Here is a 24,837-nt window from a genome sequence, read left to right on the forward strand (position 1 = left end):
CGATGAGCAGCAGTCTTGATGCGCGCGACATCACCGTCGCGGTGGTACGCGGCAAGGAACAACCGTTCGTGATCGAGCAGGCGCGGCTGCGTGGGCCGCAGGACGACGAAGTGCTGGTGAAGGTGGTGGCCACCGGCCTGTGCCATACCGACCTGATCGTGCGTGACCAGTACTATCCGGTGCCGTTGCCGGCGGTGCTTGGCCACGAAGGTGCCGGCATCGTCGAAGCCGTCGGCCCCAACGTGAAGGCATTGCAGGCAGGCGACCACGTGGTGCTGACCTATGGTGCCTGCGGTCACTGCAATCCCTGTCGCGGCGGCCACGGCGCGTACTGCCGCGATTTCTTCGCGCTCAACTTCGGCGGCGACGATGGCCATGGCCAGACCGCCATCACCGACGCGCAGGGCCAGCCGCTGCATGACCATTTCTTCGCGCAGTCCTCGTTTGCCACCTATGCGCTGGCGCGCGAGATCAACGCGATCAAGGTGCCCGACGATGCACCGCTGGAACTGCTCGGCCCGCTGGGCTGCGGCATCCAGACCGGCGCAGGCGCCGTGCTCAATTCGCTGCAGGTGCGATCTGGCAGCAGCTTCGCCAGCTATGGCGCTGGTGCGGTCGGGCTGAGTGCGGTGATGGCGGCCAAGGTCGCCGGCGCCACCACCATCATCGCCATTGACGTGGTGCCCTCGCGACTGGAGCTGGCGCTGGAGTTGGGGGCCACCCACGTGATCAACAGCCGCGACACCGATGTGGTCGAAGCGGTGCGCGCGATCACCGGCGGTGGTGCCGATTTCGCGCTGGAATCGACCGGGCGCCCGGAGGTGCTCTCCGCCGGGATCGAAGCGCTCGGCGGGCTTGGCATGATGGGCGTGGTCGGTGCGCCGAAGCTGGGCACCACCGCCAGTTTCGATGTGAACAACCTGCTGCTCGGCGGCCGCAGCATCCGCGGCATCGTCGAGGGCGACAGCGTGCCGCAGGTGTTCATTCCGCAGCTGGTGACACTGTTCCAGCAGGGTCGTTTCCCGTTCGACAAGCTGGTGAAGTTCTATCCGCTGGAACAGATCAACCAGGCGGCCGAAGACAGCACCCGTGGCATCACGCTGAAACCGATCCTGCGCATCGCGGCGTAAGGGCAGGGTGGGGTGGGGGGCTGGGGTGGGCCGGGCACCCCCCGACGAAGGTTCCCCTGCCGCTTGTGGATCCACGCCCTGCGTGGATGCATCCCTCACGGCAACGGGAACGCTCCGTTGTCGTGACATGACGCGATGTTGCCGCTGGCAGGTGTAATCTGCGCCGATGATGGCCACGACAGTCGGGCAACAGCAGCTGGTGGCGGCACGCGCCGCCTTCGCCGAGGGCGATGCGCAGTCTTTGGCCCTGCTGCCCTTGCCGTTGCAGCAGTCGTGGCAACGCTCGCGCGCAGCCGGCCTGCAGCCGGGGCAGGAACCGGATTACCGGCCGCTGCTGGGCGATGGCCGCCGGCTGTCCCATCCTGATGATCGCCGTCTGGCGCGCTGCGTACAGCCGGAACTGGAACAGCTCTGGGCCGCGTTCGGTGGGCGGGGCTGGACGATGTTCTGCGCCAACCGCGATGGCATGGTGATCGCGCAGCAGGCACACGGCCTGGAAGATGCGCCTCTGCTGCGACCGATCCAGGTCGGGCGGCGGCTGGGCGAAACCGAGATCGGCACCACCGCGCCCGCGCTCAGCCTGGCCGACGACCTGCCTGCGCTGGTGCGTGGCAACGAGCACTACCTGCAGCGTTTCGCCCCGGTGTTCTGCCTGAGTGAGCCGTTGCATGATCTCGACGGCCGGGTCTGCGGGGTGATCGACATCACCGGCCTGGGCGAGCGCGATCCGTCGTTGCTGCAGGGCTATTTCCGGCAGGCCGCACTGGCCAGCGAGAATCGCCTCTTCCACACCCTCACCGATGTGCACCTGCTGGCCGTGCAGCACGATCCGCGCTGGCTGGCGTCACCCCTGCAGGGGCTGCTTGCGGTGCAGGAAGATGGCCAGCTGCGCGCGGCCAACCGCGTTGCGCGGCGCCTGTTGGGCCTGCCACGGCGTGGGCCGCTGCCCTTGCTGGGCGTGGACATGCTGTTTGCCGGAGCCAGTGCGGCGCAGCGGCGGCGCCTGCTGCAACCGGGTGCGCCGCATCGGGTGCGCCTGGGGGAGGGCAGTGCGGTCTACCTGCAGCATCTGCGGGCGCCGCGCACCGCATCGCGGCAGGCCATGCAGCGGGCCGCCCTGCACAACGTGGGTGCGCCGCTGCTGCGTGACCAGCAGCGCGAGGCGGCGCGCCGTGCGGCGCAGGCCGCGGACGGCAATCTCAGCCTGGCCGCACGCCAGCTGGGTATTTCGCGCACCACGCTGTACAAGCTGCTGCGCGATTGACCGGCAGGTCGCCGGGCCATGCCCGGCGGCATCCATCAATCGCGGAAGTTGTTGAACTGCAGCGGCAGCTCGAACTTGCCCGCCTTCAGCACGGCGATGGCGTCCTGCAGGTCGTCGCGCTTCTTGCCCTGCACACGCAGCTTGTCGCCGTTGATCTGGCTTTCCACCTTCAGCTTCGCTTCCTTCAGCGCGGCCGCGATCTTCTTGGCGATCTTCTGCTCGATGCCCTGCTTGACGGTGATCTTCTGCCGGGCCTGGGCCAGGTTGGTCTCGATGTCGCCAAACTCCAGGCTGAGCGTGTCGATGCCACGCGCGGACAAGCGGGCGCGCAGGATGTCGTTCATCTGCTTGAGCTGGAATTCGCTCGGGGCAATCTGGGTGATCACCTCGCCCTCGCGTTCGAATTTGGCATCCACGCCCTTGAAATCGAAGCGGGTGGCGAGCTCGCGGTTGGCCTGGTCCAGTGCGTTGGTCAGCTCGTGGGTGTCGACTTCAGACACGACGTCGAAAGAAGGCATGGGCGTTGCTCCGCAGAATTCAGTGGCGGCCATTCTATCGCGCCGGTCCCTTCGTAGCGCCGCGCCATGCCCGGCGACGCTGCAGGCGGCAGCCGAGCCGGGTTCGACGCTACAGGCGGGTGCGGTCGGCGATAATGGGGCATGAACCTGCAACGCTCCCCTTCGCACGCGGTGGCCTGGATGGTGGCCGCCGTCGCCTGTTTCTCACTGATGGACGCCGGCATGAAACAGCTGGCGGCCAGCTATCCCTCGTTGCAGGTGACCTTCCTGCGCGGCGCGGCGTCGCTGCCCTTCGTGCTGGTCTGGGTGCTGGCCAGTGCGGGCCCGCGCTCGCTGATTCCGCGCCGCTGGGGCCTGCATCTGCTGCGTGGCGGGCTGGGCATGGCGATGATCGGCTGCTTCGTCTTCGCCCTGCGCGATCTGCCGTTGTCCACCGCCTACACCATTTATTTCGTCGCGCCCCTGTTGATTGCCGCGTTGTCGGTGCCGTTGCTGGGCGAGCGGGTGGGGCCGCGGCGCTGGGTCGCCATCGGCATCGGCCTGGTGGGCGTGCTGGTGGTGCTGCGCCCGGGTGTGGACGGTTTCATTTCAGTGCCGGGATTGATGGTGCTGGCCGCCGCAACCGCCTATGCCATCGCTGCGATCACCGTCAGCCTGCTGACCCGCACCGATACGTCACAGTCGATGGTGGTCTGGTTCCTGGTGATCATGGCCATCGGCGCTGGCCTGCTGGCAATCCCCGGCTGGGTGCCGCTGCAGCTGGCGCATGCGCCGTTGATTGCCGGCATGGGCCTGGCCGGCGCGCTGGGCCAGATCGCCCTGACCAAGGCCTTCCAGCTGGGCGAGGCCTCGATGATCGCCCCGCTCGAGTACAGCGGACTGGTCTGGGTAATCGGCTGGGACCTGGCATTCTGGGGCCAGCTGCCGGATGGCTACACCTGGGCGGGCGCGGCGATTATTGTCGCCTCTGGCCTGTACCTGCTGCATCGGGAGCGGGTGAACCGGCAGCAGCCACCGAAGCCGCTGGACCATCCGTGAGCCCGGCGCGGTAGCGCCGAGCGCCGGCCGGCGGCAGCCGATGCTGTGTTCACAGCGTCCTTAGAACCAAAAGGAATAACATTCTCGCCCATGGCGCCTGCGCGCGAGCGTCGGCGCTGGTAGGCTGCACGCCCCTTCCATCGCCCTGCCGGTGAGCCGCTCCCGTGATCGAGTTCCAGCGCCTGCACAAATCCTATGCCGTTGGCGGCCGCGCGGTCAGCGCGCTGCAGCCGCTGGACCTGACCATCGAGGCCGGCGAGGTGTTCGGCATCATCGGTCATTCCGGCGCCGGCAAATCCACCCTGATCCGCCTGATCAACCGCCTGGAAGAGCCCAGCGGTGGCCGTCTGCTGATCGGCGGCGAGGATGTCACCGCACTGGACCCGGATGGGCTGCGCGCGCTGCGCCGGCGCATCGGCATGATCTTCCAGCATTTCAACCTGCTGTCCTCGCGCACGGTGGCCGGCAACGTTGCCTTCCCGCTGGAGCTGGCCGGTACGCCGAAGGCCGACGTGGACGCCCGCGTGGCCGAACTGCTGCAGACCGTCGGCCTGGAGGCCCATGCAGACAAGTACCCGGCGCAGCTGTCCGGCGGCCAGAAGCAGCGCGTAGGCATCGCCCGTGCACTGGCCACGCGCCCGCAGATCCTGCTGTGCGATGAGGCCACCAGCGCGCTTGACCCGCAGACCACGGCCTCGGTGCTGGCGCTGCTGTCGAAGATCAATCGCGAGCTGGGCCTGACCATCGTGCTGATCACCCACGAGATGGATGTGATCCGCCGTGTCTGCGATCGCGTTGCCGTGCTCGATGCCGGCGATCTGGTCGAGACCGGCCCGGTCACCCAGGTGTTCCTGCACCCGCAGCACCCGACCACGCGCCGTTTCGTGAGCGAGTCGGAACATCTGGACGAGGGCGCGCTGCACCGCGATTTCGATGCGGTCGGTGGCCGCGTCGTGCGCCTGACCTTCCTTGGTGCCGATACCTACGAGCCGTTGCTTGGCAGCGTCGCGCGGCAGACCGGGGTCGATTACAACATCCTGTCCGGGCGTATCGACCGGATCAAGGACACCCCGTATGGCCAGCTGGTGGTTGCCCTGGTGGGCGGCGACCAGCCCGCCGCGCAGGCCGCGTTCGTGGCTGCCGGCGTGCACGTTGAGGAACTGCGTCGATGATCGTTGCAACCGCCGGCGGCTTCTTCCGCCACCTGGACGCTGACAAGTGGGCCGACATCGGCAAGGCGACCATCGAGACGCTGTTGATGATGGCCGGCTCGCTGCCGTTGACCCTGGCCATCGGCCTGCCGATGGGCGTGCTGCTCTATCTTTTCGGTGCCCCGCAGATGCGCCGTCGCCCGCTGGCCTATGCGGTGCTGGCGGTGGTGGTGAACCTGCTGCGCTCGGTGCCGTTCATCATCCTGATGGTGGTGCTGATTCCGGTATCGCTGTGGCTGATGGGCCAGTCGATCGGTGTGCTGGGCACGTTGCCGGCGCTGGTGATCGGCGCCGCACCGTTCTACGCGCGGCTGGTCGAGACCGCGCTGCGTGAGGTCGACCGCGGCGTGGTCGAGGCCGCGCAGTCGATGGGGGCCACCACCTGGCAGCTGGTCAGCCGGGTACTGCTGCCCGAAGCGCGCCCGGGCCTGATTGCAGCGGCCACCGTGACCACCGTCGCGTTGGTCGGATTCACTGCTATGGGCGGTGCGATCGGTTCCGGCGGCCTGGGTGATCTGGCGCTGCGCGAAGGCTACCAGCGCAACCGCACCGATGTGGCGCTGGTGACGGTAGTGGTGCTGCTGGTACTGGTGCAGCTGCTGCAGATGCTGGGCGACCGCCTGGTCGCGCATTACAGCCGCAGATAAGTATGCCGGGCGGCGCCCGGCATCATTCGGGTCGTGCCGGCCGCTGGCCGGCAATCCAACGTACGATCAACGCACGTTCGGCACTTCGTAGCCCAGCTTGCCGACCTGGTCAGCGTGCTGCGGCACGCGCTTGAGCTTGTCGGTGTTCACGCCGTACTCGTCACGCAGGCGCTCGGCCAGATCCTTGTACAGCGCCTTGTCCATGTCCGGCGTGCGCGCGAAGATCCAGGCCATTTCGCGGCCCGGGTAGCCGATCAGCGCCCAGGAATAGTCCGGGGCCACTTCCAGCACGCGCGAATGCGTCGGCACGACCCGGTAGAACCAGGTGCGCCAGCCGTGGTTGCCGCTGTCCGGATCGACGCTGGCACGTGCACGCAGCTCCTGCAGCGGTTCACCGAAGCCATCGCGGTAGCGGTAGGTGATGGCGACCTTGTGGTCTTCGCGCAGCTCGTACTGGTTGACGCTGGCCACATGGCCGCGTTCGATGAAGTTCGGCACGCGGCCGATCACGTACCAGGTACCCATGAAGCGCTGCAGGTCGATCGCTGCGCCGGCATCGGTGGATTCAGCCGCCGTGGTGCGCGGCGACGGTGGATCGCTGGCAGCCAAAGCAGGACCGCCCAGGGATAGGGCCAGCATCACAGCGCAGAACGGGCGGATCGAGGACATGCGGGAGCGGGCTCCAGTGGGCTTGCCAGCGCATGGTCACTGTGTGCACGCGATCCGTCAATGGTGTCGCAGCCGATGAGAAGCACCGCAGCCAAGCTGGCCGCCATCGACCACCGGAGAATCCACATGCGCACACGTTCCCGCCATCGTTCGCCAACTGAACGCGTCAGCCAAGGCGCCGATCCGCGCCTGTTGCGGGTTGTGCCGCAGATCGCCCTGGCCGGGCTGGCGGTGGTGCTGGTGTGGCCGGCTGCGCGTGGCAGCAGTGCCTGGCTGGGCTGGTTGCCGCTGTGGCTGGTGGGCATGCCGCTGGCGGCCTGGTGGGCGCTGCTGCGCTGCCCGTTGCCGATCCGGGCGCTGGCCCGCCGGCTGCGCCGCCGCAGCGGTCAGGCCCGGCGCCTGCCGGCAGCCCGTACCCGCAAGGCGCGCGCTGCCGCAGCCTGACCTTCGACACAGGGGCGGCCGCGGTGATCCATGCTAGCGTTCCACGGCTAATGACTGCCTGGAGCTGCAATGTCCCGATTCGCTTCCGCCTGCCTGCTGGCCGGCATGATGACCGCTGCCTCGGTGGGGACCGCCGTGGCTGCTGAAGACACCGACCGTTACGCCTGGCTGGAGGACGTCACCGGCGACAAGCCGCTGTCCTGGGTCAAGGAACAGAATGCCAAGTCCGAGGCGCGCCTGGCGCAGACCCCGGCCTTCAAGCAGATGGAGAGCAGCATCCGCGAGGTGCTCGATTCCGACGCCAAGATTCCCGGCGTGCAGAAGATCGGCGATTACTACTACAACTTCTGGAAGGACAAGCAGCACGAGCGCGGCCTGTGGCGGCGCACTACCCTGACCGAGTACCGCAAGGCCTCGCCGCAGTGGGAGACCGTGCTCGACCTGGATGCGCTGAACAAGACCGAGAACGAAAACTGGGTCTGGCACGGCGCCGACTGCCTGCGTCCGGATTACAGCCGCTGCCTGATCGCGCTGTCGCGTGGTGGTGCCGACGCCGATGTCACCCGCGAATTCGACCTGGCCAGCAAGAGCTGGATCAAGGACGGCTTCTTCCGCCCCGAATCGAAGGGCGGCCTGAGCTGGATCGACCGCGACAACGTGTTCGTCTACACCGATTTCGGTGCCGGCTCGATGACCACCTCCGGCTACCCGCGCGTGGCCAAGCTGTGGAAGCGCGGTACGCCGATGGCCTCGGCCAGCGTGGTGTATGAAGGCAAGCCGGAAGACATGTACATCGCGGCCATGCACGATGACACCCCCGGCTTCGAACGCAACCTGGTCAGCCGTACGCTGGCCTTCTACAACAACGAGGTCTACCTGCGTGGCGACGATGGCACGCTGACCAAGATCGATGCGCCGAACTCGGCCGAGAAGGGCCTGCACAAGCAGTGGCTGACCCTGGAGCTGCGCGACGCCTGGACCGTCGGTGGCAAGACCTATGCCTCCGGTTCGCTGCTGGCCACCAAGCTCGACGACTTCCTGGCCGGCAAGCGCGATTTCGAGGTGCTGTTCACCCCGACCGCGACCACCTCGCTGGCCAGCGCTTCGTGGACGAAAAACCACCTGGTGCTGAACGTGCTGGACGACGTCAAGAACCGCCTGTCGGTGCTGACCCCGGGCGCAAAGGGCTGGCAGAAGAGCGACTTCGTCGGCGCACCAGCGTTCGGCACCCTGGGTGTCAGCGCGGTCGACAGCAACGACAGTGATGCGGTGTGGTTGACCGCCACCGACTACCTGACCCCGACCACGCTGGCCATCGCCGATATCGGCAAGGCGCCGGAAGTGCTCAAGACCATGCCGGCGTTCTTCGACGCCGATGGCAAGGTCATCGAACAGCACTTCGCTACCAGCAAGGATGGCACCCGCGTGCCGTACTTCGTGGTGCACGACAAGGCGATGAAGCTGGACGGTTCCAACCCGACCCTGCTGTACGGCTACGGTGGCTTCGAGATCTCGCTGACCCCGGCCTATTCCGGCGGCATGGGCCGCGCCTGGCTGGAGAAGGGCGGCGTGTACGTGGTTGCCAACATCCGTGGCGGTGGCGAGTACGGCCCGCGCTGGCACCAGGCGGCGCTGAAGCAGAACCGTCACAAGGCCTATGAAGACATGGCCGCCGTGGCGCAGGATCTGGTCACCCGCAAGATCACCTCGGCCAAGCACCTGGGCGTGCAGGGCGGCAGCAACGGTGGCCTGCTCACCGGCAACATGCTCACCCAGTACCCGGAACTGTTCGGGGCGGTGGTGGTGCAGGTGCCGCTGCTGGACATGAAGCGCTACAGCCACCTGCTGGCCGGCGCCTCGTGGATGGCCGAGTACGGCAACCCGGACACCGCCGATTGGGAGTTCATCAAGACCTTCTCGCCGTACCACCTGTTCGACGCGAAGAAGACCTACCCGCCGGTGCTGTTCACTACCTCCACCCGCGATGACCGCGTGCACCCGGGCCATGCCCGCAAGATGGCGGCGAAGATGATCGACGCCGGCAAGGACGTGACCTACTACGAGAACATCGAAGGTGGCCACGGCGGTGCAGCCAACAATGCGCAGGCCGCGCACATGTCCGCACTGGCCTACAGCTTCCTGTGGGAACGCTTGGGCGGTAAGTGAGGAATGAAAAACGCCGCCTTCGGGCGGCGTTTTTCGTTACCGGCCACGTATCCACGCATGGCGTGGATCTACCTGTCAGCAGTAGATCCACGCCATGCGTGGATGCCGTTCACGCGGGCGATCAGGCCCCCCAGCGCTGCAACCCACGCGCAATGCGCGCCACCGCCTCCTGCAGCCTGTCAGCAGTAGATCCACGCCATGCGTGGATGCCGTTCGCGCGGGCGATCAGGCCCCCCAGCGCTGCAACCCACGCGCAATGCGCGCCACCGCCTCCTGCAGCCTGTCAGCAGTAGATCCACGCCATGCGTGGATGCCGTTCGCGCGGGCGATCAGGCCCCCCAGCGCTGCAACCCACGCGCAATGCGCGCCACCGCCTCCTGCAGTCGCGGCACTTCCTGCGTATAGGCCAGCCGCACATGCTGGTTGGCACGGTGGAAGCCGAAATCCAGGCCCGGGGTGAACGCCACGTGCTCGGTTTCCAGGAAGTGGTTGCAGAACGCCTGCGCGTCATCGGTGAAGGCACTGACGTCGGCGTACAGGTAGAACGCGCCCTGCGGCTCCACATCGATACGGAAACCGAGCGCGCGCAGGGCCGGCAGCAGGTAGTCGCGGCGCTGCTGGAAGGCCTGCCGGCGTTGTTCGAAGATCGCCATCGCTTCCTCGCTGAAGCACGCCAGTGCGGCGTGCTGGGCAATGCTCGATGCGCTGATGTACAGGTTCTGCGCCAGCTTTTCGAGATCGGGCACGGCCGCCGGCGGAGCCACCAGCCAGCCCAGCCGCCAGCCGGTCATGCCGAAGTACTTGGAGAAGCTGTTCAGCACGAAGGCGCTGTCATCGACCTGCAGCACGCTGGCTGCATCCAGCCCGTAAGTCAGGCCGTGGTAGATCTCATCGACCACCAGATGGCCGCCACGTGCGCGCAGCGCGGCCGACAACGCAGCCAGCTCATCGGCTGACAACACGGTGCCGGTGGGATTGGCCGGCGACGCCACCAGCGCGCCGACGCTGTCAGCATTCCAGTGCTGCTGCACCAGCGAAGGGGTCAGCTGGTACGCCGTTTCCGGGCCGACCGGCACCAGCTGTGCGCCGCCTTCCACCAGGCGCAGGAAATGGCGGTTGCAGGGATAGCCGGGATCAGCCAGCAGCCAATGACGGCCCGGATCGACCAGCAGGCTGCTGGCCAGCAGCAATGCACCGGAGCCGCCCGGGGTGACCAGGATGCGTTCTGGGTCGATGTCCAGCCCGTAGTGGCTGCGGTAGAAGCCGCTGATCGCCTGGCGCAGCGCAGGCAGGCCGCGTGCGGCGGTGTAGCGGGTGTGGCCGGCGGCCAGTGCGGCCTGGCCGGCACGTACCACCGGCTCGGCGGTGGTGAAGTCCGGTTCACCGATCTCCAGGTGGATCACATCATGGCCGGCCTGTTCCAGCGCCTGTGCGCGGGCCAGCAGGGACATCACGTGGAACGGGGCGATTTCATGGCTGCGCCGGCTGTAGCCCGGCGTGTGGGGCAGGGTACTCATGCCGCCATGGTACGCCGCCGGTCCTGGCAGTGCCGGCTGCTGGCCGGCAACCTCACGATCTTCGGGGTGAATCGGGTTGCCGGCCAGCGGCGGCACCACCGGCAGGGTTGCCCGCTGGCCTTCCGCCACCCAGACTCAGGAAAAGGACGCCATTGCATTGCCGATCAAGGAGCCTTATCTCATGAAACCTACCCTCTGCCTGTTGCTTGCGAGCCTGATGACCAGCACTGCCACCGCCGCCACCCCGCCCGTTCCGCCGGACGTTGAGAAGCGCCCGCACGTGGTCAAGGCGCCCTTCGGCGCGACCCGCAACGATGACTATTACTGGCTGCGCGACGACAAGCGCGAAGACAAGGCCATGCTGGGTTACCTGCAGGCCGAGAACGCCTACGCCGACCAGCTGCTGGCACCGCTGAAGCCGCTGGAAGACACGCTGTACAAGGAGATCGTCGGCCGCATCAAGCAGGACGATTCCAGCGTGCCGGCGCGCGAGCGCGGCTACTGGTACTACAGCCGTTACCAGACCGGCCAGGACTATCCCATCCACGCGCGCCGCAAGGGGGCGATGGAAGCACCGGAAGAAGTCCTGCTGGACGTCAACACGATGGCCGCCGGCAAGGGCTATTTCAGCGTCGGCTCGATGGATGTCAGCCAGGACAACCATCTGCTGGCCTGGGCCGATGACGATGTCGGTCGTCGCCAGTACGTCATCCGGTTCAAGGACCTGCGCACCGGCCAGGTGCTGCCCGACACCATCACCGGCACTTCCGGCGACCTGGTCTGGGCCGATGACAACCGCACCGTGCTGTACGTGGAGAACGATCCGGAAACCCTGCTGACCGTGCGCGTGAAGAAGCATGTGCTGGGCACCCCGGCCAGCGCCGACACGGTGGTCTATGAGGAAGAGGACGACAGCTTCTACATGGGCATCGGCCGCACCCGCGATGACCGCTTCATCACCATCGGCGTGCACAGCACCGTGTCTTCCGAGGAGCGCTACGCCCCCGCCAGCGATCCGACCCATTTCACCGTGCTGGCCCCGCGCCAGCGCGACGTGGAATATGACGCCGACCATTACGATGGCCGCTGGGTGATCCGCACCAACGATGGTGCCAAGAACTTCAAGCTGGTCACCGCACCTACCGATGCCACATCGCGCACGCAGTGGCAGGACTGGATCGCGCACGACGATGCGGTGTTCATCGAAGGCTTCGAGCTGTTTGATACCTACACCGCCATCGCCGAACGCTCCGAAGGCCTGGAGCGTATCCGCCTGCTGTTCAAGGACGGCCGCAACGACTACGTCAAGGCGGACGAGCCGGCCTACTCGATGGGCCTGGGCGACAACACCGAAGCCGATACGCCCTGGCTGCGTTACGCCTACACCTCGATGACCACGCCGACCACGGTGTACGAACTGAACACCGCCACCGGCGAGCGTCGCCAGCTGAAGCAGCAGCCGGTGATCGGCTATGACGTATCCCAGTACGAAACCGACCGTGTGTGGATCACCGCGCGCGACGGGGTGAAGGTGCCGGTGTCGCTGGTCTACCGCAAGGGCTACCAGAAGGACGGCAAGGGCGCGCTGTTCCAGTACGCCTACGGCAGCTACGGCATGTCGATGGACCCGTACTTCAACCAGACCGCGGTGAGCCTGCTCGATCGTGGCGTGGTGTACGCCATCGCGCACATCCGTGGTGGCCAGGAAATGGGCCGTGACTGGTACGAGACCGGCAAGCTGCTGCACAAGCAGAACACCTTCAACGATTTCATCGACGTCACCCGTGGCCTGGTTGCACAGGGCTGGGCCGCCAAGGATCGCGTGGCCGCTTCCGGTGGCAGCGCCGGTGGCCTGCTGATGGGCGCCATCGCCAACCAGGCGCCGCAGGATTACCGCGTGCTGGTGGCGCAGGTGCCCTTTGTCGATGTGGTCACCACCATGCTCGACCCGACCATCCCGCTGACCACCAACGAGTACGACGAGTGGGGCAACCCGGAGCAGAAGCCGTTCTACGACTACATGCTGTCCTACTCGCCCTACGACAACGTAAAGAAGCAGGCCTACCCGGCGCTGTTCGTGGGCACCGGCCTGTGGGATTCGCAGGTGCAGTACTGGGAGCCGGCCAAGTGGGTGGCCAGGCTGCGTGACGACAACAGCGGCCATCACCCGATCCTGTTCCGTACCGACATGGAGGCTGGCCACGGCGGCAAGTCCGGGCGCTTCCAGCGTTACCGCGAACTGTCCGAGTCCTACGCGTTCGTGCTGCAGCAGCTGGGCATCCAGGACCCGGCCGGCGCCGCTGCGGCGGAATGACGCACGGTGGCGGCGGTGATACCGCTGCCGCCACCGCTCTGGGTATCCTTGTGCGATGAGCCAGCCCGACCCTCCCGCTGCCAAAGCATCGCCTGCGCCGGTCCGGCCGGTGCGCTTCCGCTGGGCGTGGTGGTTGCTGGCCTACGTCAGCCTGGGTACCGGCATCGTCGGCATCTTCGTTCCCGGGCTGCCGACCACCGTATTCATCCTGATCTCGGCCTGGGCCGCCTCGCGCGGCTCCGAGCGCCTGCACACCTGGTTGCTGCAGCACCCGCGCTTCGGCCCGGCCATCGCCAACTGGCAGGCACACGGTGCGGTCAGCCGCCATGGCAAGTGGATGGCCACGATCACCATGGCCGTCTGCGCCGGCATCATGCTGTGGTGCGTGCCGATCGCCTGGGTGAAGTGGTTCTCGATCGGCAGCATGGCCGTGGTGGCGGCCTGGCTGTGGACCCGGCCGTTGCCGCCGCCCGGATAACGTCCCTCACGCACGGTAGCGCCGGGCCATGCCCGGTGAGCGCTCCGCGCGGCGCTATCCCTGCACCAACCGCTCAGCCGTCAATGGCTATACTCGGGGCATGAGCATCCCCCATCGCAATGTCATCCTGATTCCGTTGGCAGCGGCCTCGCTGCTGTTCCTCGCCGCGTGCGGCAACAAGGGCCCGCTGGTGCTGCCGCAGAAGCCGGTGCCGGTGGAAGAGACCGTCGAACCGGCGGCCGACGACGCCACCCCCGCTGCCACCCAGGACGTGAACGACGGCAGCCCGTCGGTCACCCCGGACCCGGTCAAGAAGGTGGACGACGGGAATGAGTAAGGCCGGTTCCAACGGCCTGCGCTTCAGCAAGATGCACGGCGCAGGCAACGATTTTGTAGTGATCGACCTGCGCGACGGCACCCCGCCGCCCACCCCGGAACTGGCCGCCCGCCTGGCCGACCGCCATACCGGCGTCGGCTGCGATCAGATCCTGACCATCGAGCCGCCGCGTGCGGAAGGCTCGGTGGCGTCCTACCGCATCTGGAACGCCGACGGCTCCAACTCCGAGCAGTGCGGCAACGGCGCGCGCTGCATCGCCGCCTGGCTGGTGCGCGAGGGCAGTGCGCAGGGCGATCGCTTCGTCATCGACAGCCCGCTGTCCAGCCACGCCGTGGACGTACTGGGCGATGGCCAGTTCGCGGTGGCGATGGGCGTGCCGGCGTTCGAACCGGCACAGGTGCCGCTGGTGGGCTTCGCCCACCCGCGCGATGAATACCTGCTGCCATTGCAGGGCGAGACCGTGCGTTTCGCCGCGGTGTCGATGGGCAACCCGCATGCGGTGATCGAAGTCGGCCTGATCGATGCCGCACCGGTCGAACGCGTTGGCGGGTTGTTGCAGCAGCATGCGTCGTTCCCGAAATCGGTGAACGTGGGCTTCGCCCAGGTGATGGGCCCGGCGCATGCGCGCCTGCGCGTTTTCGAGCGCGGCGTCGGCGAAACCCTGGCCTGCGGCAGTGGCGCCTGTGCTGCCGCTGTCACCCTGATGCAGCGCGGCCGCCTGCAGCGCGATGCGCGCATCAGCCTGCCCGGCGGTGACCTGCGCATCCAGTGGCCGGGCGATGGCCAGCCGGTGGTGATGGCCGGCCCGACCGCATTCGTCTTCGAAGGGGAGTGGATCGCATGACTGAGACCGTCGACAAGCTCGGTGCCCATGAAGTGGCCGCGTGGTTGCGGCGTCATCCGGGCTTCCTCAAGCAGTTCCCGGACCTGGCCCTGACCCTGGTGGTGCCACGCGATGACGGTCCCACCGCATCGCTGGCCAGCTACCAGCTGGACGTGCTGCGTGAGAAGAACCGCGAGCTGGCGCGACGGTTGGCCGACCTGGGCGCCACCGCCCAGGTCAACGAACGGCTGGCGGTGCGTACCCACCAGCTGACCCTGGCCCTGATGAAGCAGGACAACGCGGCTGACACGCTGCGGGCGATGGCTGCATCGCTGCAGGAAGATTTCGCCGGCGATCTGGTGCGGCTGGTGGTGCATGCGCCGGTGGCCGGCCTGGAGCAGGCCGAATGGCTGCAGGTGCTGGCCGCCGACGATGCGACGCTTGGCCCGTTCCGCGACTGCCTGAAGGATGGCGAGCCGATCTGCGGCCGCCTGCAGGCTGAAAAGAACGCCGTGCTGTACGGCGCGCGCAGCGAGGAAGTGCAGACCACCGCACTGCTGCCACTGCCGGGCGTGGGGCTGATTGCCGTCGGCAGCCACGATCCGAACCGCTTCTACCCCGGCATGGGAACGCTGTTCCTGCGCATGATGGGCGAAGCCCTGGTTACTGGACTGAAGCGTTTCGCGGACTGAACAGGACACGACGATGAGCGCGGTGCAGGCGTTCCTGCAGCACCTGCAGGTGGAGCGGCGGATGTCGGCGCATACGCTCGACGCCTATCGGCGCGACCTGGATGCCCTGACCGTGTGGGCCGAACCGCGTGGCGTGGCGGTGGAAGCGCTTGATGCCGATGCCGTGCGCCAGTTCGTTGCCGATGAACATCGCCGCGGCCTGTCGGCCAAGAGCCTGCAGCGCCGGCTGTCGGCCTGCCGCAGCTTCTATGCCTGGCTGCTCAAGCATGGCCGCATCGAGGCCAGCCCGGCGGCAACGCTGAAGGCGCCGCGTGCGCCGCGGCGCCTGCCGCAGGTACTGGATGCCGACGAAGCGGTGCAGCTGGTCGAGCTGGAACCGGAAGGCGAGCTCGGCCGTCGTGACCGCGCGCTGCTGGAGCTGTTCTATTCCTCCGGCCTGCGCCTGAGCGAAGTGTGCGCGCTGATCTGGCGGGACCTCGATTTCGCCAGCGGCCTGGTCAACGTGACCGGCAAGGGCAACCGCCAGCGTCGGGTCCCGGTCGGACGGCAGGCGCGCGAGGCACTGCTGGCCTGGCGCAGCGAGAGCGGCGGTGGCCCGGCCACGCCGGTGTTCCCCGGTCGCAACGGGCCGATCAGCCAGCGTGCGGTGCAGATCCGCATCCGCCAGCTGGCGCAGCGCCAGGGCCTGTTCAAGCACGTGCACCCGCACATGCTGCGGCACAGTTTCGCCAGCCACATCCTGGAATCTTCCGGCGACCTGCGCGGCGTGCAGGAGCTGCTCGGCCACGCCGACATTGCCACCACCCAGATCTACACCCACCTGGATTTCCAGCACCTGGCCAAGGTGTACGACGCGGCGCACCCGCGGGCCAAACGGCGCGGCAAGGAAGGGTAGCGCCGGGCCGTGCCCGGCAGGTGCAACCGCCTCCGCTTGACCTCGATCATGGCAGGGCGGGCGCAAGCAGCGCACTGTGGCCGCAGGCCACGAGGAATCCGCCTGCCATGGCGAAGCCCATTCCGTTGCATCCCAGGCACCCCGAGCGCATCTGCTGGGGCTGCGACCGCTATTGCGCCGCCGACGCGTTGGCCTGCGGCAACGGCTCCGGGCGCACCCAGCACCCGATCGAAACCCAGGGCGAGGACTGGTACATCGCCTGGGGCATCGAACCCAATCCGGACCGGCCGTCGCAAGCCAAGCGCTGAACGGCAGCCATCCACGCAGGCTTGATCGCTACCGCCGCTGTCCCCATGTCCCGTGAACAGCTATCGGAGGCCGCATGGACCCCAGTCAGAATCCCAATGTTTTCCACGCCACCACCATCGTCTGCGTCCGTCGTGGCGAGCATGTGGCGATCGCCGGCGATGGCCAGGTCACCCTGGGCCACACGGTGATGAAGGGCAATGCGCGCAAGGTGCGCCGCCTTGGCCGCGACGGCCAGGTGCTGGCCGGTTTCGCCGGCGCCGCCGCCGATGCCTTCACCCTGTTCGAACTGTTCGAGGCCAAGCTGGAAAAGCATGGCCAGCTGCAGCGCGCCGCCGTCGAGCTGGCCAAGGATTGGCGCACCGAACGCCGCCTGGGCAAGCTCGAAGCACTGCTGGCGGTGGCAGACAAGGAAACCTCGCTGATCATCAGCGGCACCGGTGATGTGATCGAGCCGGAAGACGGCATCATCGCCATCGGTTCCGGTGGTTCGTATGCATTGTCCGCCGCGCGCGCACTGATGGCGCATACCGAGCTGGATGCACGCACGATTGCCAGTGAAGCGATCGGCATTGCCGGCGACATCTGCATCTATACCAACCGCAACGTGGTGGTCGAGGAGCTGTAACGCTCCCCGATCCGCCGGGCATGGCCCGGCGCTACCGACAACGAATCCGTGAGCACATCCATGTCGAAGATCGAAGTTTCCTCCGCCACCATGACCCCGCGCGAGATCGTGCAGGAACTGGACCGGCACATCGTTGGCCAGCACGACGCCAAGCGCGCGGTGGCCATCGCGCTGCGCAACCGCTGGCGCCGCATGCAGCTGGTGCCCGAGCTGCGCAATGAAGTGATGCCCAAGAACATCCTGATGATCGGCCCGACCGGCGTCGGCAAGACCGAGATCGCGCGCCGCCTGGCCACCCTGGCCAACGCACCGTTCGTGAAGGTCGAAGCCACCCGCTTCACCGAAGTCGGCTACGTCGGCAAGGACGTCGAGCAGATCATCCGTGACCTGGCCGATACCGCGGTGAAGCTGTACCGCGAACAGGCCAAGGTGCGCGTGCGCACGCAGGCCGAGGAACGTGCCGAAGACCGCATTCTGGATGCGCTGTTGCCGCGTCGCAGTGGCGGTATCGGTTTCGATCCGGAAGCCGCGCGCAACGAGCCGTCGGCACAGGACAACGAAACGCGCATCAAATTCCGCAAGATGCTGCGCAATGGCGAGCTGGACGAGCGTGAGATCGAACTGGACCTCACCGCCAACGTCAGCATGGACATCATGACCCCGCCGGGCATGGAGGAAATGGGCCAGCAGCTGAAGTCGATGTTCGCCAACCTCGGCGGGGGTGCCAAGGCGCACAAGCGCACGCTGACCATCAAGGCCGCGCGCCCGCTGCTGCTGGAAGAAGAGGCCGGCAAGCTGGTCAACGAAGACGACATCCGTACCGCCGCGATCGAAGCCTGCGAACAGCACGGCATCGTCTTCATCGACGAGATCGACAAGGTGGCCAAGCGCGGCGACAACGTGGGCGGGGGTGACGTCTCGCGCGAAGGCGTGCAGCGCGATCTTCTGCCGCTGGTGGAAGGGTCCAACGTGTCCACCAAGTACGGCACGATCAAGACCGACCACATCCTGTTCATTGCCTCCGGCGCGTTCCATCTGGCCAAGCCCAGCGACCTGATCCCGGAACTGCAGGGTCGTTTCCCGATCCGCGTGGAGCTGGGCGCGCTCAGCAAGCAGGACTTCGTGCGCATCCTGACCGAGCCGAAGGCAGCACTGACCAAGCAGTACGAAGCGCTGTTGGCTACCGAGGGCGTCAAGGTCAGCTTCACCGCCGATGCCATCGATCGCCTTGCCGAGATCGCCTTCCAGGTGAACGAGCGCCAGGAGAACATCGGTGCCCGTCGCCTGCACACCGTGCTGGAGCGCCTGCTGGATTCGCTCAGCTATGAAGCGCCCGACCGCGATGGCGAAACCCTGTCCATCGACCATGCCTACGTCGATACGCATCTGGGCGAGCTGGTGCAGGACCCGGACCTGAGCCGCTACATCCTGTAAGAATGAAGAGGCCGCCGAAAGGCGGCCTCTTCGTTGGGCGCTACCGCTGCGTGCGGTATGCGCGCAGCACCTGGTCGATCACGGCGTTGGTACGTGCCGCGCTCACGCCATTGGACGGTGAGCAGCCGTGGCCACGCAGCTCATCCACCAGCGTGGCGATCAACGGCTGCTGGATGGAGGGTGGGTGGGTGACCTCGAACACCTGGACGCCCTCGGCTGTTTCCAGCTCCATCGGTGTTTCATCGAAGGTGGAAAAGCGCAGCTGCCCACGGTCGCCGGTGATCTCCACTTCATCACGCCGGCGGAAGGCGCAGAAGTTCCACTGCGCGATGCCCTGCACCCCATCGGCGGTACGGAAGCACATCGACACGCTGTCCTCGGCGGCATACGCGCCGGCCTGCGAATCAGCCAGGCCGCTCACATCGGTCAACGGCCCCAGCAGATGGTCGAGCAGGTCCAAAGTGTGCGAGCCCAGGTCGACAAACAGGCCGCCGCCGGCGATGGCCGGGTCGGTCCGCCAGAATCCAGGGGCGGTCGAATCTGCAGTGTGCGGGCGGTGCAGCGTGCTGCGTACCGTGCGCGGTGTACCGATCGCACCGCCATCCAGCAGCTGCTTGACCTGCACGAAGTGGGGCAGGGCACGGCGGTAGTAGGCAACGAATACCGGCACGCCGCTGCGCGCGCTGGCAGCCAGGATGCGCGCGCACTCGGCATGGTCCATCGCCATCGGCTTCTCGATGTACACCGGCTTGCCTGCGGCAATCGCCAGCAGGGCGTAGTGCATGTGCGTGGACGGCGGCGTGGCGACATACACCGCATTGACCTCGGGGTCGGCGATCAGTGCACCGGCATCGGCATACCAGCGCCCAATGCCATGGCGCCGCGCGTAATCCTCGGCCAGCGCGGCATCGCGCCGCATCACCGCGGCCACGCGCGAGCCTGGCGTGCTGGCCAGGGCAGGGCCGCTCTTCTTCTCGGTGACGCTGCCGCAGCCGATGAAACCCCACACCACGTTGTCCAGCATCATCGACACCGTTGCAGCAGAAGAAGTGCCGATTGTAGAGGCCGCGCCTCCGCTCATGCCTCCGGCAACGGCTCGGGTACCGAACCGGCCACGAACACACCGTCCTTCACGTAGGCGGCCAGGGTCATGTCCAGCGCCAGCATGCCGTCGCGCTTGAGGTCCATCAGGTCCGGTTCGACCATCGCCCCGTGCAGAACGCCCAGTACCGTGGCGTGCAGCATGCGCGCGGCGATCTTCGGGTCGGCGCCCTCGCGCAGCTGGCCCAGCTCCTGGGCGCGGCGCAGGGCGCGCTCCATGCGGTCCAGCGCATCGCGGAAACCGGCCTGCTGCAGTTCGGTCAGCACCCGGGTATCGGCCGAGGCATCGCTGCGCAGCATGATCTCCATGGTCTTGCGCAGGCGCTCATCCTCGGACAGCTCGATGAAGGAATGGATCATCACCGCGCGCAGGTCGTGCACCGGGGTGTCGCGCTGGTCGCTGGAGGTGCGCTCCAGTTCCTGCATGAAAGGCAGGTGCACGCGCTCGACGATCGCCGCCAGCACCTCCCCCTTGTTCTTGAAATGCCAGTACACCGCGCCACGGGTATAGCCGGCGCGCGCACCGATCATCTCCAGCGTGGTGCGGGCGACGCCGTGCTCGTGGAAGCAGGTCTCGGCAGCGTCCAGGATGCCTTCCCGGGTCGCCTGGGTGTCCTCTTTGGTCTTGCGGGCCATGAGTGGGTACGAGTGAGCGTGAAACGTGGCTGAATTGTACCGGTTTACAAACAAACATGCATGTATGTATATTCCCCTCCCATCATTCCCGTCCTGCGTGTGGCCGGCCTGTCCAGGCGCCCGCGCCCTGCCGGGTGGGCGTTGTTCGCGCGGTCCTCACCTCTGCTGGAGGAGGGGTCGCCGTATCAGCGCCGACTGAGACCCTTTCCTTCAAGAGCCTTTCCGTCATGTTGCTGAGCCGAATTCGACCCTTTGCGCTGTCGCTGGCCATCGCCGCGACCGTGGCCGCCTGTGGCGGTGAATCCCAGGCCCCCGAACAAGGGCCCGGCCAGGTCAGCGTGGTTACGCTGAAGTCCGAAAGCGTGGGCCTGACCCGCGAGCTGCCGGGCCGCACCAATGCGTTCCTGGTTGCCGAAGTGCGTCCGCAGGTCAACGGCATCGTCGCCAAGCGGCTGTTCACCGAAGGCGGAATGGTCAAGGCCGGTGAGCCGCTGTACCAGATCGAGGACGCCAGCTATCGCGCCCAGGCCAACAGCGCCCGTGCGCAGCTGGCCCGTGCCGAGGCCACCGCCAATGCCGCACGCCTGAGTGCCAAGCGCATCACCGAGCTGGCCAAGGTCGATGCGGTCAGCCAGCAGGACCTGGAAAACGCGATCGCTGCACAGAAGCAGGCCGAAGCAGACGTCGGCGCCGCCAAGGCATCGCTGGATGCGGCTAACGTCACCCTCGGCTACGCCCGCATCACCGCGCCGATCAGCGGCCGCATCGGCAAGTCCAGCGTCACCCAGGGTGCGCTGGTCAGTGCCGGCCAGGCTACTGCGCTGGCAACCGTGCAGCAGCTGGACCCGATCTATGTCGACCTCACCCAGTCCTCGGCCGAGCTGCTGCAGCTGCGCCGCGAACTGGCCGCCGGCCGCCTGCAGGACAACCAGCAGACGCCGGTCAGCATCCTGATGGAAGACGGCAGCACCTTCGAGCACAAGGGCACGCTGGAGTTCTCCGAAGTCAGCGTCGATCCGGCCACCGGCAGCTTCGGGCTGCGGGTGAAGGTCGACAACCCCGACGGCCTGTTGATGCCCGGCATGTACGTGCGCGCCGTGATCGGCGGTGGCGTGCGCAGCGATGCGGTGCTGGTGCCGATGCAGGGCATCGCCCGCGATCCCAAGGGCGATACCAGCGCGATGGTGGTCGGCAAGGACAACAAGGTCGAAGTGCGCCCGGTCAAGGTCAGCCGTACTGTCGGCGACAAGTGGCTGGTCGAGGACGGCCTGAAGGCCGGCGACAAGGTCATTGTCGAAGGCCTGCAGAAGATCGGCCCGGGCATGCCCGTGAACGCCACCGAACAGGGCGCTGCACCGGCCAAGCCGGCAGCCGCCCCGCCCGCGGCTCCGGCCGGCGGCGCGAAGTAAGCGGAGAACCCCATGGCACGTTTCTTCATCGATCGACCCATCTTCGCGTGGGTCATCGCGATCATCATCATGCTCGCCGGCGGCCTGGCCCTGTTCAAGCTGCCGATCTCGATGTACCCCAACGTCGCACCGCCGGCGGTGGAAATCAGCGCCAGCTACCCGGGTGCGTCGGCCAAGGTGGTCGAAGACTCGGTAACGCAGATCATCGAGCAGAACATGAAGGGCCTGGATGGCCTGATCTACTTCTCCTCCAACAGCTCGTCCAACGGCCAGGCCACCATCACCCTGACCTTCGAGAGCGGCACCAACCCGGACATCGCCCAGGTGCAGGTGCAGAACAAGCTGCAGCTGGCCATGCCGCTGCTGCCGCAGGAAGTGCAGCGGCAGGGCATCAACGTGGCCAAGTCCAGTTCGGGCTTCCTGAACGTCATCGCGTTCGTGTCCGAAGACGGCAGCATGGATGCCAACGACATCGCCGACTACGTCGGTTCCAACGTCGTTGACCGTCTGAGCCGCGTGCCGGGCGTGGGCAACATCCAGGTGTTCGGTGGCAAGTACGCCATGCGCATCTGGCTGGACCCGAACAAGCTGCACACCTATGGCCTGTCGGTGCCGGAAGTGACCGCCGCGATCAATGCACAGAACGCGCAGGTGGCCATCGGCCAGCTGGGCGGTGCGCCGTCGGTGAAGGGCCAGCAGCTCAACGCCACCATCAATGCGCAGTCGCGCCTGCAGACCCCGGAACAGTTCCGCAACATCATCGTGCGCGGTGCGCAGGACGGTGCCGAACTGCGTCTGGGCGATGTCGCCCGCGTCGAGCTGGGCGCCGAGTCGTACGATTTCGTCACCCGCTACAACGGCCAGCCGGCCAGTGGCCTGGCCGTTACCCTGGCCACCGGCGCCAATGCGCTGGATACCGCCGCCGGCGTCGATGAAACCCTGAAGGAACTGGAAGGCTTCTTCCCGGCCGGCCTGAAGGCCGAGATCCCGTACGACACCACCCCGTTCGTGCGCGTGTCGATCAAGGGCGTGGTGCAGACCCTGCTTGAAGCGATCGTGCTGGTGTTCGTGGTGATGTACCTGTTCCTGCAGAACTTCCGCGCCACCCTCATCCCGACCATCGCCGTACCGGTGGTGCTGCTGGGTACCTTCGGCGTGCTGTCGGTGCTGGGCTTCTCGGTGAACATGCTGACCATGTTCGCGATGGTGCTGGCCATCGGCCTGCTGGTGGACGATGCCATCGTGGTGGTGGAGAACGTCGAGCGCATCATGTCCGAAGAGGGCCTGTCGCCGCTGGAAGCCACCCGCAAGTCGATGGGCCAGATCACCGGCGCGCTGGTGGGCATCGGCCTGGTGCTGTCGGCGGTGTTCGTGCCGATGGCCTTCATGAGCGGTTCCACCGGCGTGATCTACCGGCAGTTCTCGGCCACGATCGTTTCGGCGATGGCATTGTCGGTGCTGGTCGCGATCGTGCTGACCCCGGCACTGTGCGCCACCATGCTCAAGCCGCTGAAGAAGGGCGAGCACCACATCGCGCACAAGGGCTGGTCGGGCCGCTTCTTCAATGGCTTCAACCGCGGCTTCGACCGCACCAGCGAAAGCTACCAGCGTGGCGTGCGCGGCATCCTGCACCGCCCGTGGCGGTTCATGGGCATCGTCGCCGCACTGTTCGTGCTGATGGGCGTGCTGTTCGTGCGCCTGCCCAGTTCGTTCCTGCCCAATGAAGACCAGGGCGTGCTGATGGCGCTGGTGCAGGCCCCGGTCGGCGCCACCCAGGAGCGCACGCTGGAGTCGATCGCCGCGCTTGAAAAGCACTTCATGGAAAACGAGAAGGACGCGGTTGAATCGGTGTTCTCGGTGCAGGGCTTCAGCTTCGCCGGCATGGGCCAGAACGCGGGCATGGCCTTCGTCAAGCTGAAGGACTGGAAGGACCGTGATGCCGACAACGGCGTGATGCCGATCACCGGCCGCGCGATGGCCGCGCTGGGGCAGATCAAGGATGCCTTCATCTTTGCCTTCCCGCCGCCGGCCATTCCGGAACTGGGCACCGCCTCGGGTTACACCTTCTTCCTGAAGGACAACAGTGGCCAGGGCCACGAAGCACTGCTGGCCGCGCGCAACCAGCTGCTCGGCCTCGCTGCGGGCAGCAAGAAGCTGGCCAACGTGCGCCCGAACGGCCAGGAAGACACGCCGCAGTTCCGCATCGATATCGATGTGGCCAAGGCGAGCGCGCTGGGGCTGTCGATCGACCAGATCAACACCACCCTGGCCACCGCGTGGGGCAGCTCGTACATCGATGACTTCGTCGATCGCGGCCGCGTCAAGCGTGTGTTCGTGCAGGCCGACCAGGCGTTCCGCATGGTGCCGGAAGACTTCGATCTCTGGTCCGTGAAGAACGACAAGGGCGAGATGGTTCCGTTCAGTGCCTTCGCCAGCAAGCGTTGGGATTACGGCTCGCCGCGCCTGGAGCGCTACAACGGCGTGTCGGCCACCGAGATCCAGGGTGAGCCGGCGCCGGGCGTGGCCTCGGGTGATGCGATGGCCGAGATCGAACAGCTGGCCAAGCAGTTGCCGGCGGGCTTCGGCGTCGAGTGGACGGCGATGTCCTACCAGGAACGCCAGGCCGGTTCGCAGACGCCGCTGCTGTACACGCTGTCGCTGATGATCGTGTTCCTGTGCCTTGCGGCCCTGTATGAAAGCTGGAGCGTGCCGACCTCGGTGCTGCTGGTGGCGCCGCTGGGCATTCTTGGTGCAGTGCTGGCCAATACCTTCCGCGGCATGGAACGCGACATCTACTTCCAGGTGGCGATGCTGACCACGGTAGGCCTGACCAGCAAGAACGCGATCCTGATCGTCGAGTTCGCCAAGGAGCATCTGGAGAAGGGCGCAGGGCTGATCGAAGCGACGATGCACGCGGTCCGTGACCGCCTGCGCCCGATCATCATGACCTCGCTGGCCTTCGGCATGGGCGTGCTGCCGCTGGCGATCTCCACCGGTGCCGGTTCCGGCGCCAAGCAGGCGATCGGCACCGGCGTGCTCGGCGGCATGGTGGTCGGCACGGTGCTCGGCGTGTTCTTCGTGCCGCTGTTCTTCGTGGTGGTGCAGCGCGTGTTCAAGCGCAAGGCCGCCGAGTAATGAAAACCGGTAGCGCCGGGCCATGCCCGGCGGATGCCTCACCGC

Annotated in this window: 23 protein-coding genes; 18 read left to right on the forward strand and 5 right to left on the reverse strand. The window is 66.8% G+C overall.

Going from position 1 to position 24,837, the window contains the following annotated elements; genetic code table 11:
- Positions 1 to 2 precede the first annotated feature (2 nt).
- Positions 3 to 1,130 carry an NAD(P)-dependent alcohol dehydrogenase gene (locus ACVOLJ_RS05485; RefSeq protein WP_481563656.1) on the forward strand — a complete coding sequence of 376 codons (1,128 nt, stop codon included), beginning with the start codon at positions 3 to 5 and terminating at the stop codon, positions 1,128 to 1,130.
- Positions 1,131 to 1,296: 166 nt separating this feature from the next.
- Positions 1,297 to 2,394: a helix-turn-helix domain-containing protein gene (locus ACVOLJ_RS05490; protein WP_475278366.1), complete on the forward strand. Its 1,098-nt coding sequence runs from the start codon at positions 1,297 to 1,299 to the stop codon at positions 2,392 to 2,394.
- A 35-nt stretch (positions 2,395 to 2,429) separates the two neighbouring features.
- Here the strand turns inward: ACVOLJ_RS05490 and ACVOLJ_RS05495 are convergent, their stop codons facing one another.
- Positions 2,430 to 2,912, reverse strand: a complete 483-nt coding sequence (locus ACVOLJ_RS05495) for a YajQ family cyclic di-GMP-binding protein (RefSeq protein WP_475278365.1) — start codon at positions 2,910 to 2,912, stop codon at positions 2,430 to 2,432.
- A gap of 141 nt (positions 2,913 to 3,053) precedes the next feature.
- Here ACVOLJ_RS05495 and ACVOLJ_RS05500 point away from each other — a divergent pair, with 141 nt between their 5' ends.
- From ACVOLJ_RS05500 to ACVOLJ_RS05510, 3 genes are all read left to right on the forward strand, one after another.
- Positions 3,054 to 3,950 (forward strand): DMT family transporter, encoded by an 897-nt coding sequence (locus tag ACVOLJ_RS05500; RefSeq protein ID WP_475278364.1) that lies wholly within the window; start codon positions 3,054 to 3,056, stop codon positions 3,948 to 3,950.
- Positions 3,951 to 4,114: 164 nt separating this feature from the next.
- Positions 4,115 to 5,122: a methionine ABC transporter ATP-binding protein gene (locus ACVOLJ_RS05505; protein ID WP_475278363.1), complete on the forward strand. Its 1,008-nt coding sequence runs from the start codon at positions 4,115 to 4,117 to the stop codon at positions 5,120 to 5,122.
- Entirely contained in the window at positions 5,119 to 5,808 is a 690-nt protein-coding gene (locus tag ACVOLJ_RS05510) for a methionine ABC transporter permease (protein WP_475278362.1), read from the forward strand. The genes ACVOLJ_RS05505 and ACVOLJ_RS05510 overlap by 4 nt, the downstream gene beginning before the upstream one ends.
- A 66-nt stretch (positions 5,809 to 5,874) precedes the next feature.
- Here ACVOLJ_RS05510 and ACVOLJ_RS05515 read toward each other — a convergent pair whose 3' ends face one another.
- Positions 5,875 to 6,477 carry a lipocalin family protein gene (locus tag ACVOLJ_RS05515; RefSeq protein ID WP_475278361.1) on the reverse strand — a complete coding sequence of 201 codons (603 nt, stop codon included), beginning with the start codon at positions 6,475 to 6,477 and terminating at the stop codon, positions 5,875 to 5,877.
- A gap of 126 nt (positions 6,478 to 6,603) precedes the next feature.
- Between ACVOLJ_RS05515 and ACVOLJ_RS05520 the strand changes: the two genes are divergently transcribed.
- Both ACVOLJ_RS05520 and ACVOLJ_RS05525 read left to right on the forward strand, forming a co-directional pair.
- A complete protein-coding gene (locus ACVOLJ_RS05520) occupies positions 6,604 to 6,921 on the forward strand; it encodes a hypothetical protein (RefSeq protein ID WP_481563657.1) in 318 nt (105 codons plus the stop codon).
- Positions 6,922 to 6,990: 69 nt separating this feature from the next.
- Positions 6,991 to 9,087, forward strand: a complete 2,097-nt coding sequence (locus tag ACVOLJ_RS05525) for a prolyl oligopeptidase family serine peptidase (RefSeq protein ID WP_481563658.1) — start codon at positions 6,991 to 6,993, stop codon at positions 9,085 to 9,087.
- A 329-nt stretch (positions 9,088 to 9,416) separates the two neighbouring features.
- Here the strand turns inward: ACVOLJ_RS05525 and ACVOLJ_RS05530 are convergent, their stop codons facing one another.
- A complete protein-coding gene (locus tag ACVOLJ_RS05530) occupies positions 9,417 to 10,604 on the reverse strand; it encodes a pyridoxal phosphate-dependent aminotransferase (RefSeq protein WP_475278358.1) in 1,188 nt (395 codons plus the stop codon).
- Between the two features lie 181 nt (positions 10,605 to 10,785).
- Between ACVOLJ_RS05530 and ACVOLJ_RS05535 the strand changes: the two genes are divergently transcribed.
- The 9 genes from ACVOLJ_RS05535 (at position 10,786) to hslU (ending at position 18,511) form a co-directional block, all read left to right on the forward strand.
- A complete protein-coding gene (locus ACVOLJ_RS05535; RefSeq protein WP_481563659.1) occupies positions 10,786 to 12,918 on the forward strand; it encodes a S9 family peptidase in 2,133 nt (710 codons plus the stop codon).
- 55 nt (positions 12,919 to 12,973) lie between these two features.
- Entirely contained in the window at positions 12,974 to 13,396 is a 423-nt protein-coding gene (locus tag ACVOLJ_RS05540) for a YbaN family protein (protein WP_481563660.1), read from the forward strand.
- A gap of 100 nt (positions 13,397 to 13,496) precedes the next feature.
- Positions 13,497 to 13,733 (forward strand): LPS translocon maturation chaperone LptM, encoded by a 237-nt coding sequence (lptM, locus tag ACVOLJ_RS05545; RefSeq protein WP_475278355.1) that lies wholly within the window; start codon positions 13,497 to 13,499, stop codon positions 13,731 to 13,733.
- Entirely contained in the window at positions 13,726 to 14,577 is an 852-nt protein-coding gene (gene dapF, locus ACVOLJ_RS05550) for a diaminopimelate epimerase (protein ID WP_475278354.1), read from the forward strand. Before lptM ends, dapF begins: the two co-directional genes overlap by 8 nt.
- Positions 14,574 to 15,248 (forward strand): DUF484 family protein, encoded by a 675-nt coding sequence (locus ACVOLJ_RS05555; RefSeq protein WP_475278353.1) that lies wholly within the window; start codon positions 14,574 to 14,576, stop codon positions 15,246 to 15,248. The genes dapF and ACVOLJ_RS05555 overlap by 4 nt, the downstream gene beginning before the upstream one ends.
- Before the next feature lie 13 nt (positions 15,249 to 15,261).
- On the forward strand, positions 15,262 to 16,143 hold the full coding sequence (xerC, locus tag ACVOLJ_RS05560; RefSeq protein WP_475278352.1) for a tyrosine recombinase XerC: 882 nt from the start codon (positions 15,262 to 15,264) through the stop codon (positions 16,141 to 16,143).
- Between the two features lie 107 nt (positions 16,144 to 16,250).
- Positions 16,251 to 16,451, forward strand: a complete 201-nt coding sequence (locus ACVOLJ_RS05565; RefSeq protein WP_010481389.1) for a DUF3079 domain-containing protein — start codon at positions 16,251 to 16,253, stop codon at positions 16,449 to 16,451.
- Between the two features lie 74 nt (positions 16,452 to 16,525).
- Positions 16,526 to 17,077, forward strand: coding sequence for an ATP-dependent protease subunit HslV (gene hslV, locus ACVOLJ_RS05570; RefSeq protein ID WP_005411093.1), 552 nt, complete (start codon positions 16,526 to 16,528; stop codon positions 17,075 to 17,077).
- A 60-nt stretch (positions 17,078 to 17,137) separates the two neighbouring features.
- The gene (gene hslU, locus ACVOLJ_RS05575; protein ID WP_475278351.1) at positions 17,138 to 18,511 is read left to right on the forward strand and encodes an ATP-dependent protease ATPase subunit HslU; all 1,374 of its coding nucleotides are present in this window, start codon (positions 17,138 to 17,140) and stop codon (positions 18,509 to 18,511) included.
- Between the two features lie 40 nt (positions 18,512 to 18,551).
- On the opposite strand, the gene ACVOLJ_RS05580 is transcribed toward hslU, so the two are convergent.
- Both ACVOLJ_RS05580 and smeT read right to left on the reverse strand, forming a co-directional pair.
- A complete protein-coding gene (locus tag ACVOLJ_RS05580; RefSeq protein ID WP_475278350.1) occupies positions 18,552 to 19,538 on the reverse strand; it encodes a Gfo/Idh/MocA family protein in 987 nt (328 codons plus the stop codon).
- Positions 19,539 to 19,588: 50 nt separating this feature from the next.
- Entirely contained in the window at positions 19,589 to 20,248 is a 660-nt protein-coding gene (smeT, locus tag ACVOLJ_RS05585) for an efflux transporter SmeDEF transcriptional repressor SmeT (RefSeq protein ID WP_475278349.1), read from the reverse strand.
- A gap of 227 nt (positions 20,249 to 20,475) precedes the next feature.
- On the opposite strand from smeT, the gene smeD reads away from it, so the two are divergent.
- Together smeD and smeE are read left to right on the forward strand one after the other, a co-directional pair.
- The gene (smeD, locus tag ACVOLJ_RS05590) at positions 20,476 to 21,657 is read left to right on the forward strand and encodes a multidrug efflux RND transporter periplasmic adaptor subunit SmeD (RefSeq protein ID WP_481563661.1); all 1,182 of its coding nucleotides are present in this window, start codon (positions 20,476 to 20,478) and stop codon (positions 21,655 to 21,657) included.
- A gap of 12 nt (positions 21,658 to 21,669) precedes the next feature.
- On the forward strand, positions 21,670 to 24,792 hold the full coding sequence (smeE, locus tag ACVOLJ_RS05595; protein WP_481563662.1) for a multidrug efflux RND transporter permease subunit SmeE: 3,123 nt from the start codon (positions 21,670 to 21,672) through the stop codon (positions 24,790 to 24,792).
- Positions 24,793 to 24,837 lie beyond the last annotated feature (45 nt).

This window comes from Stenotrophomonas sp. STEN046, from assembly GCF_056759755.1.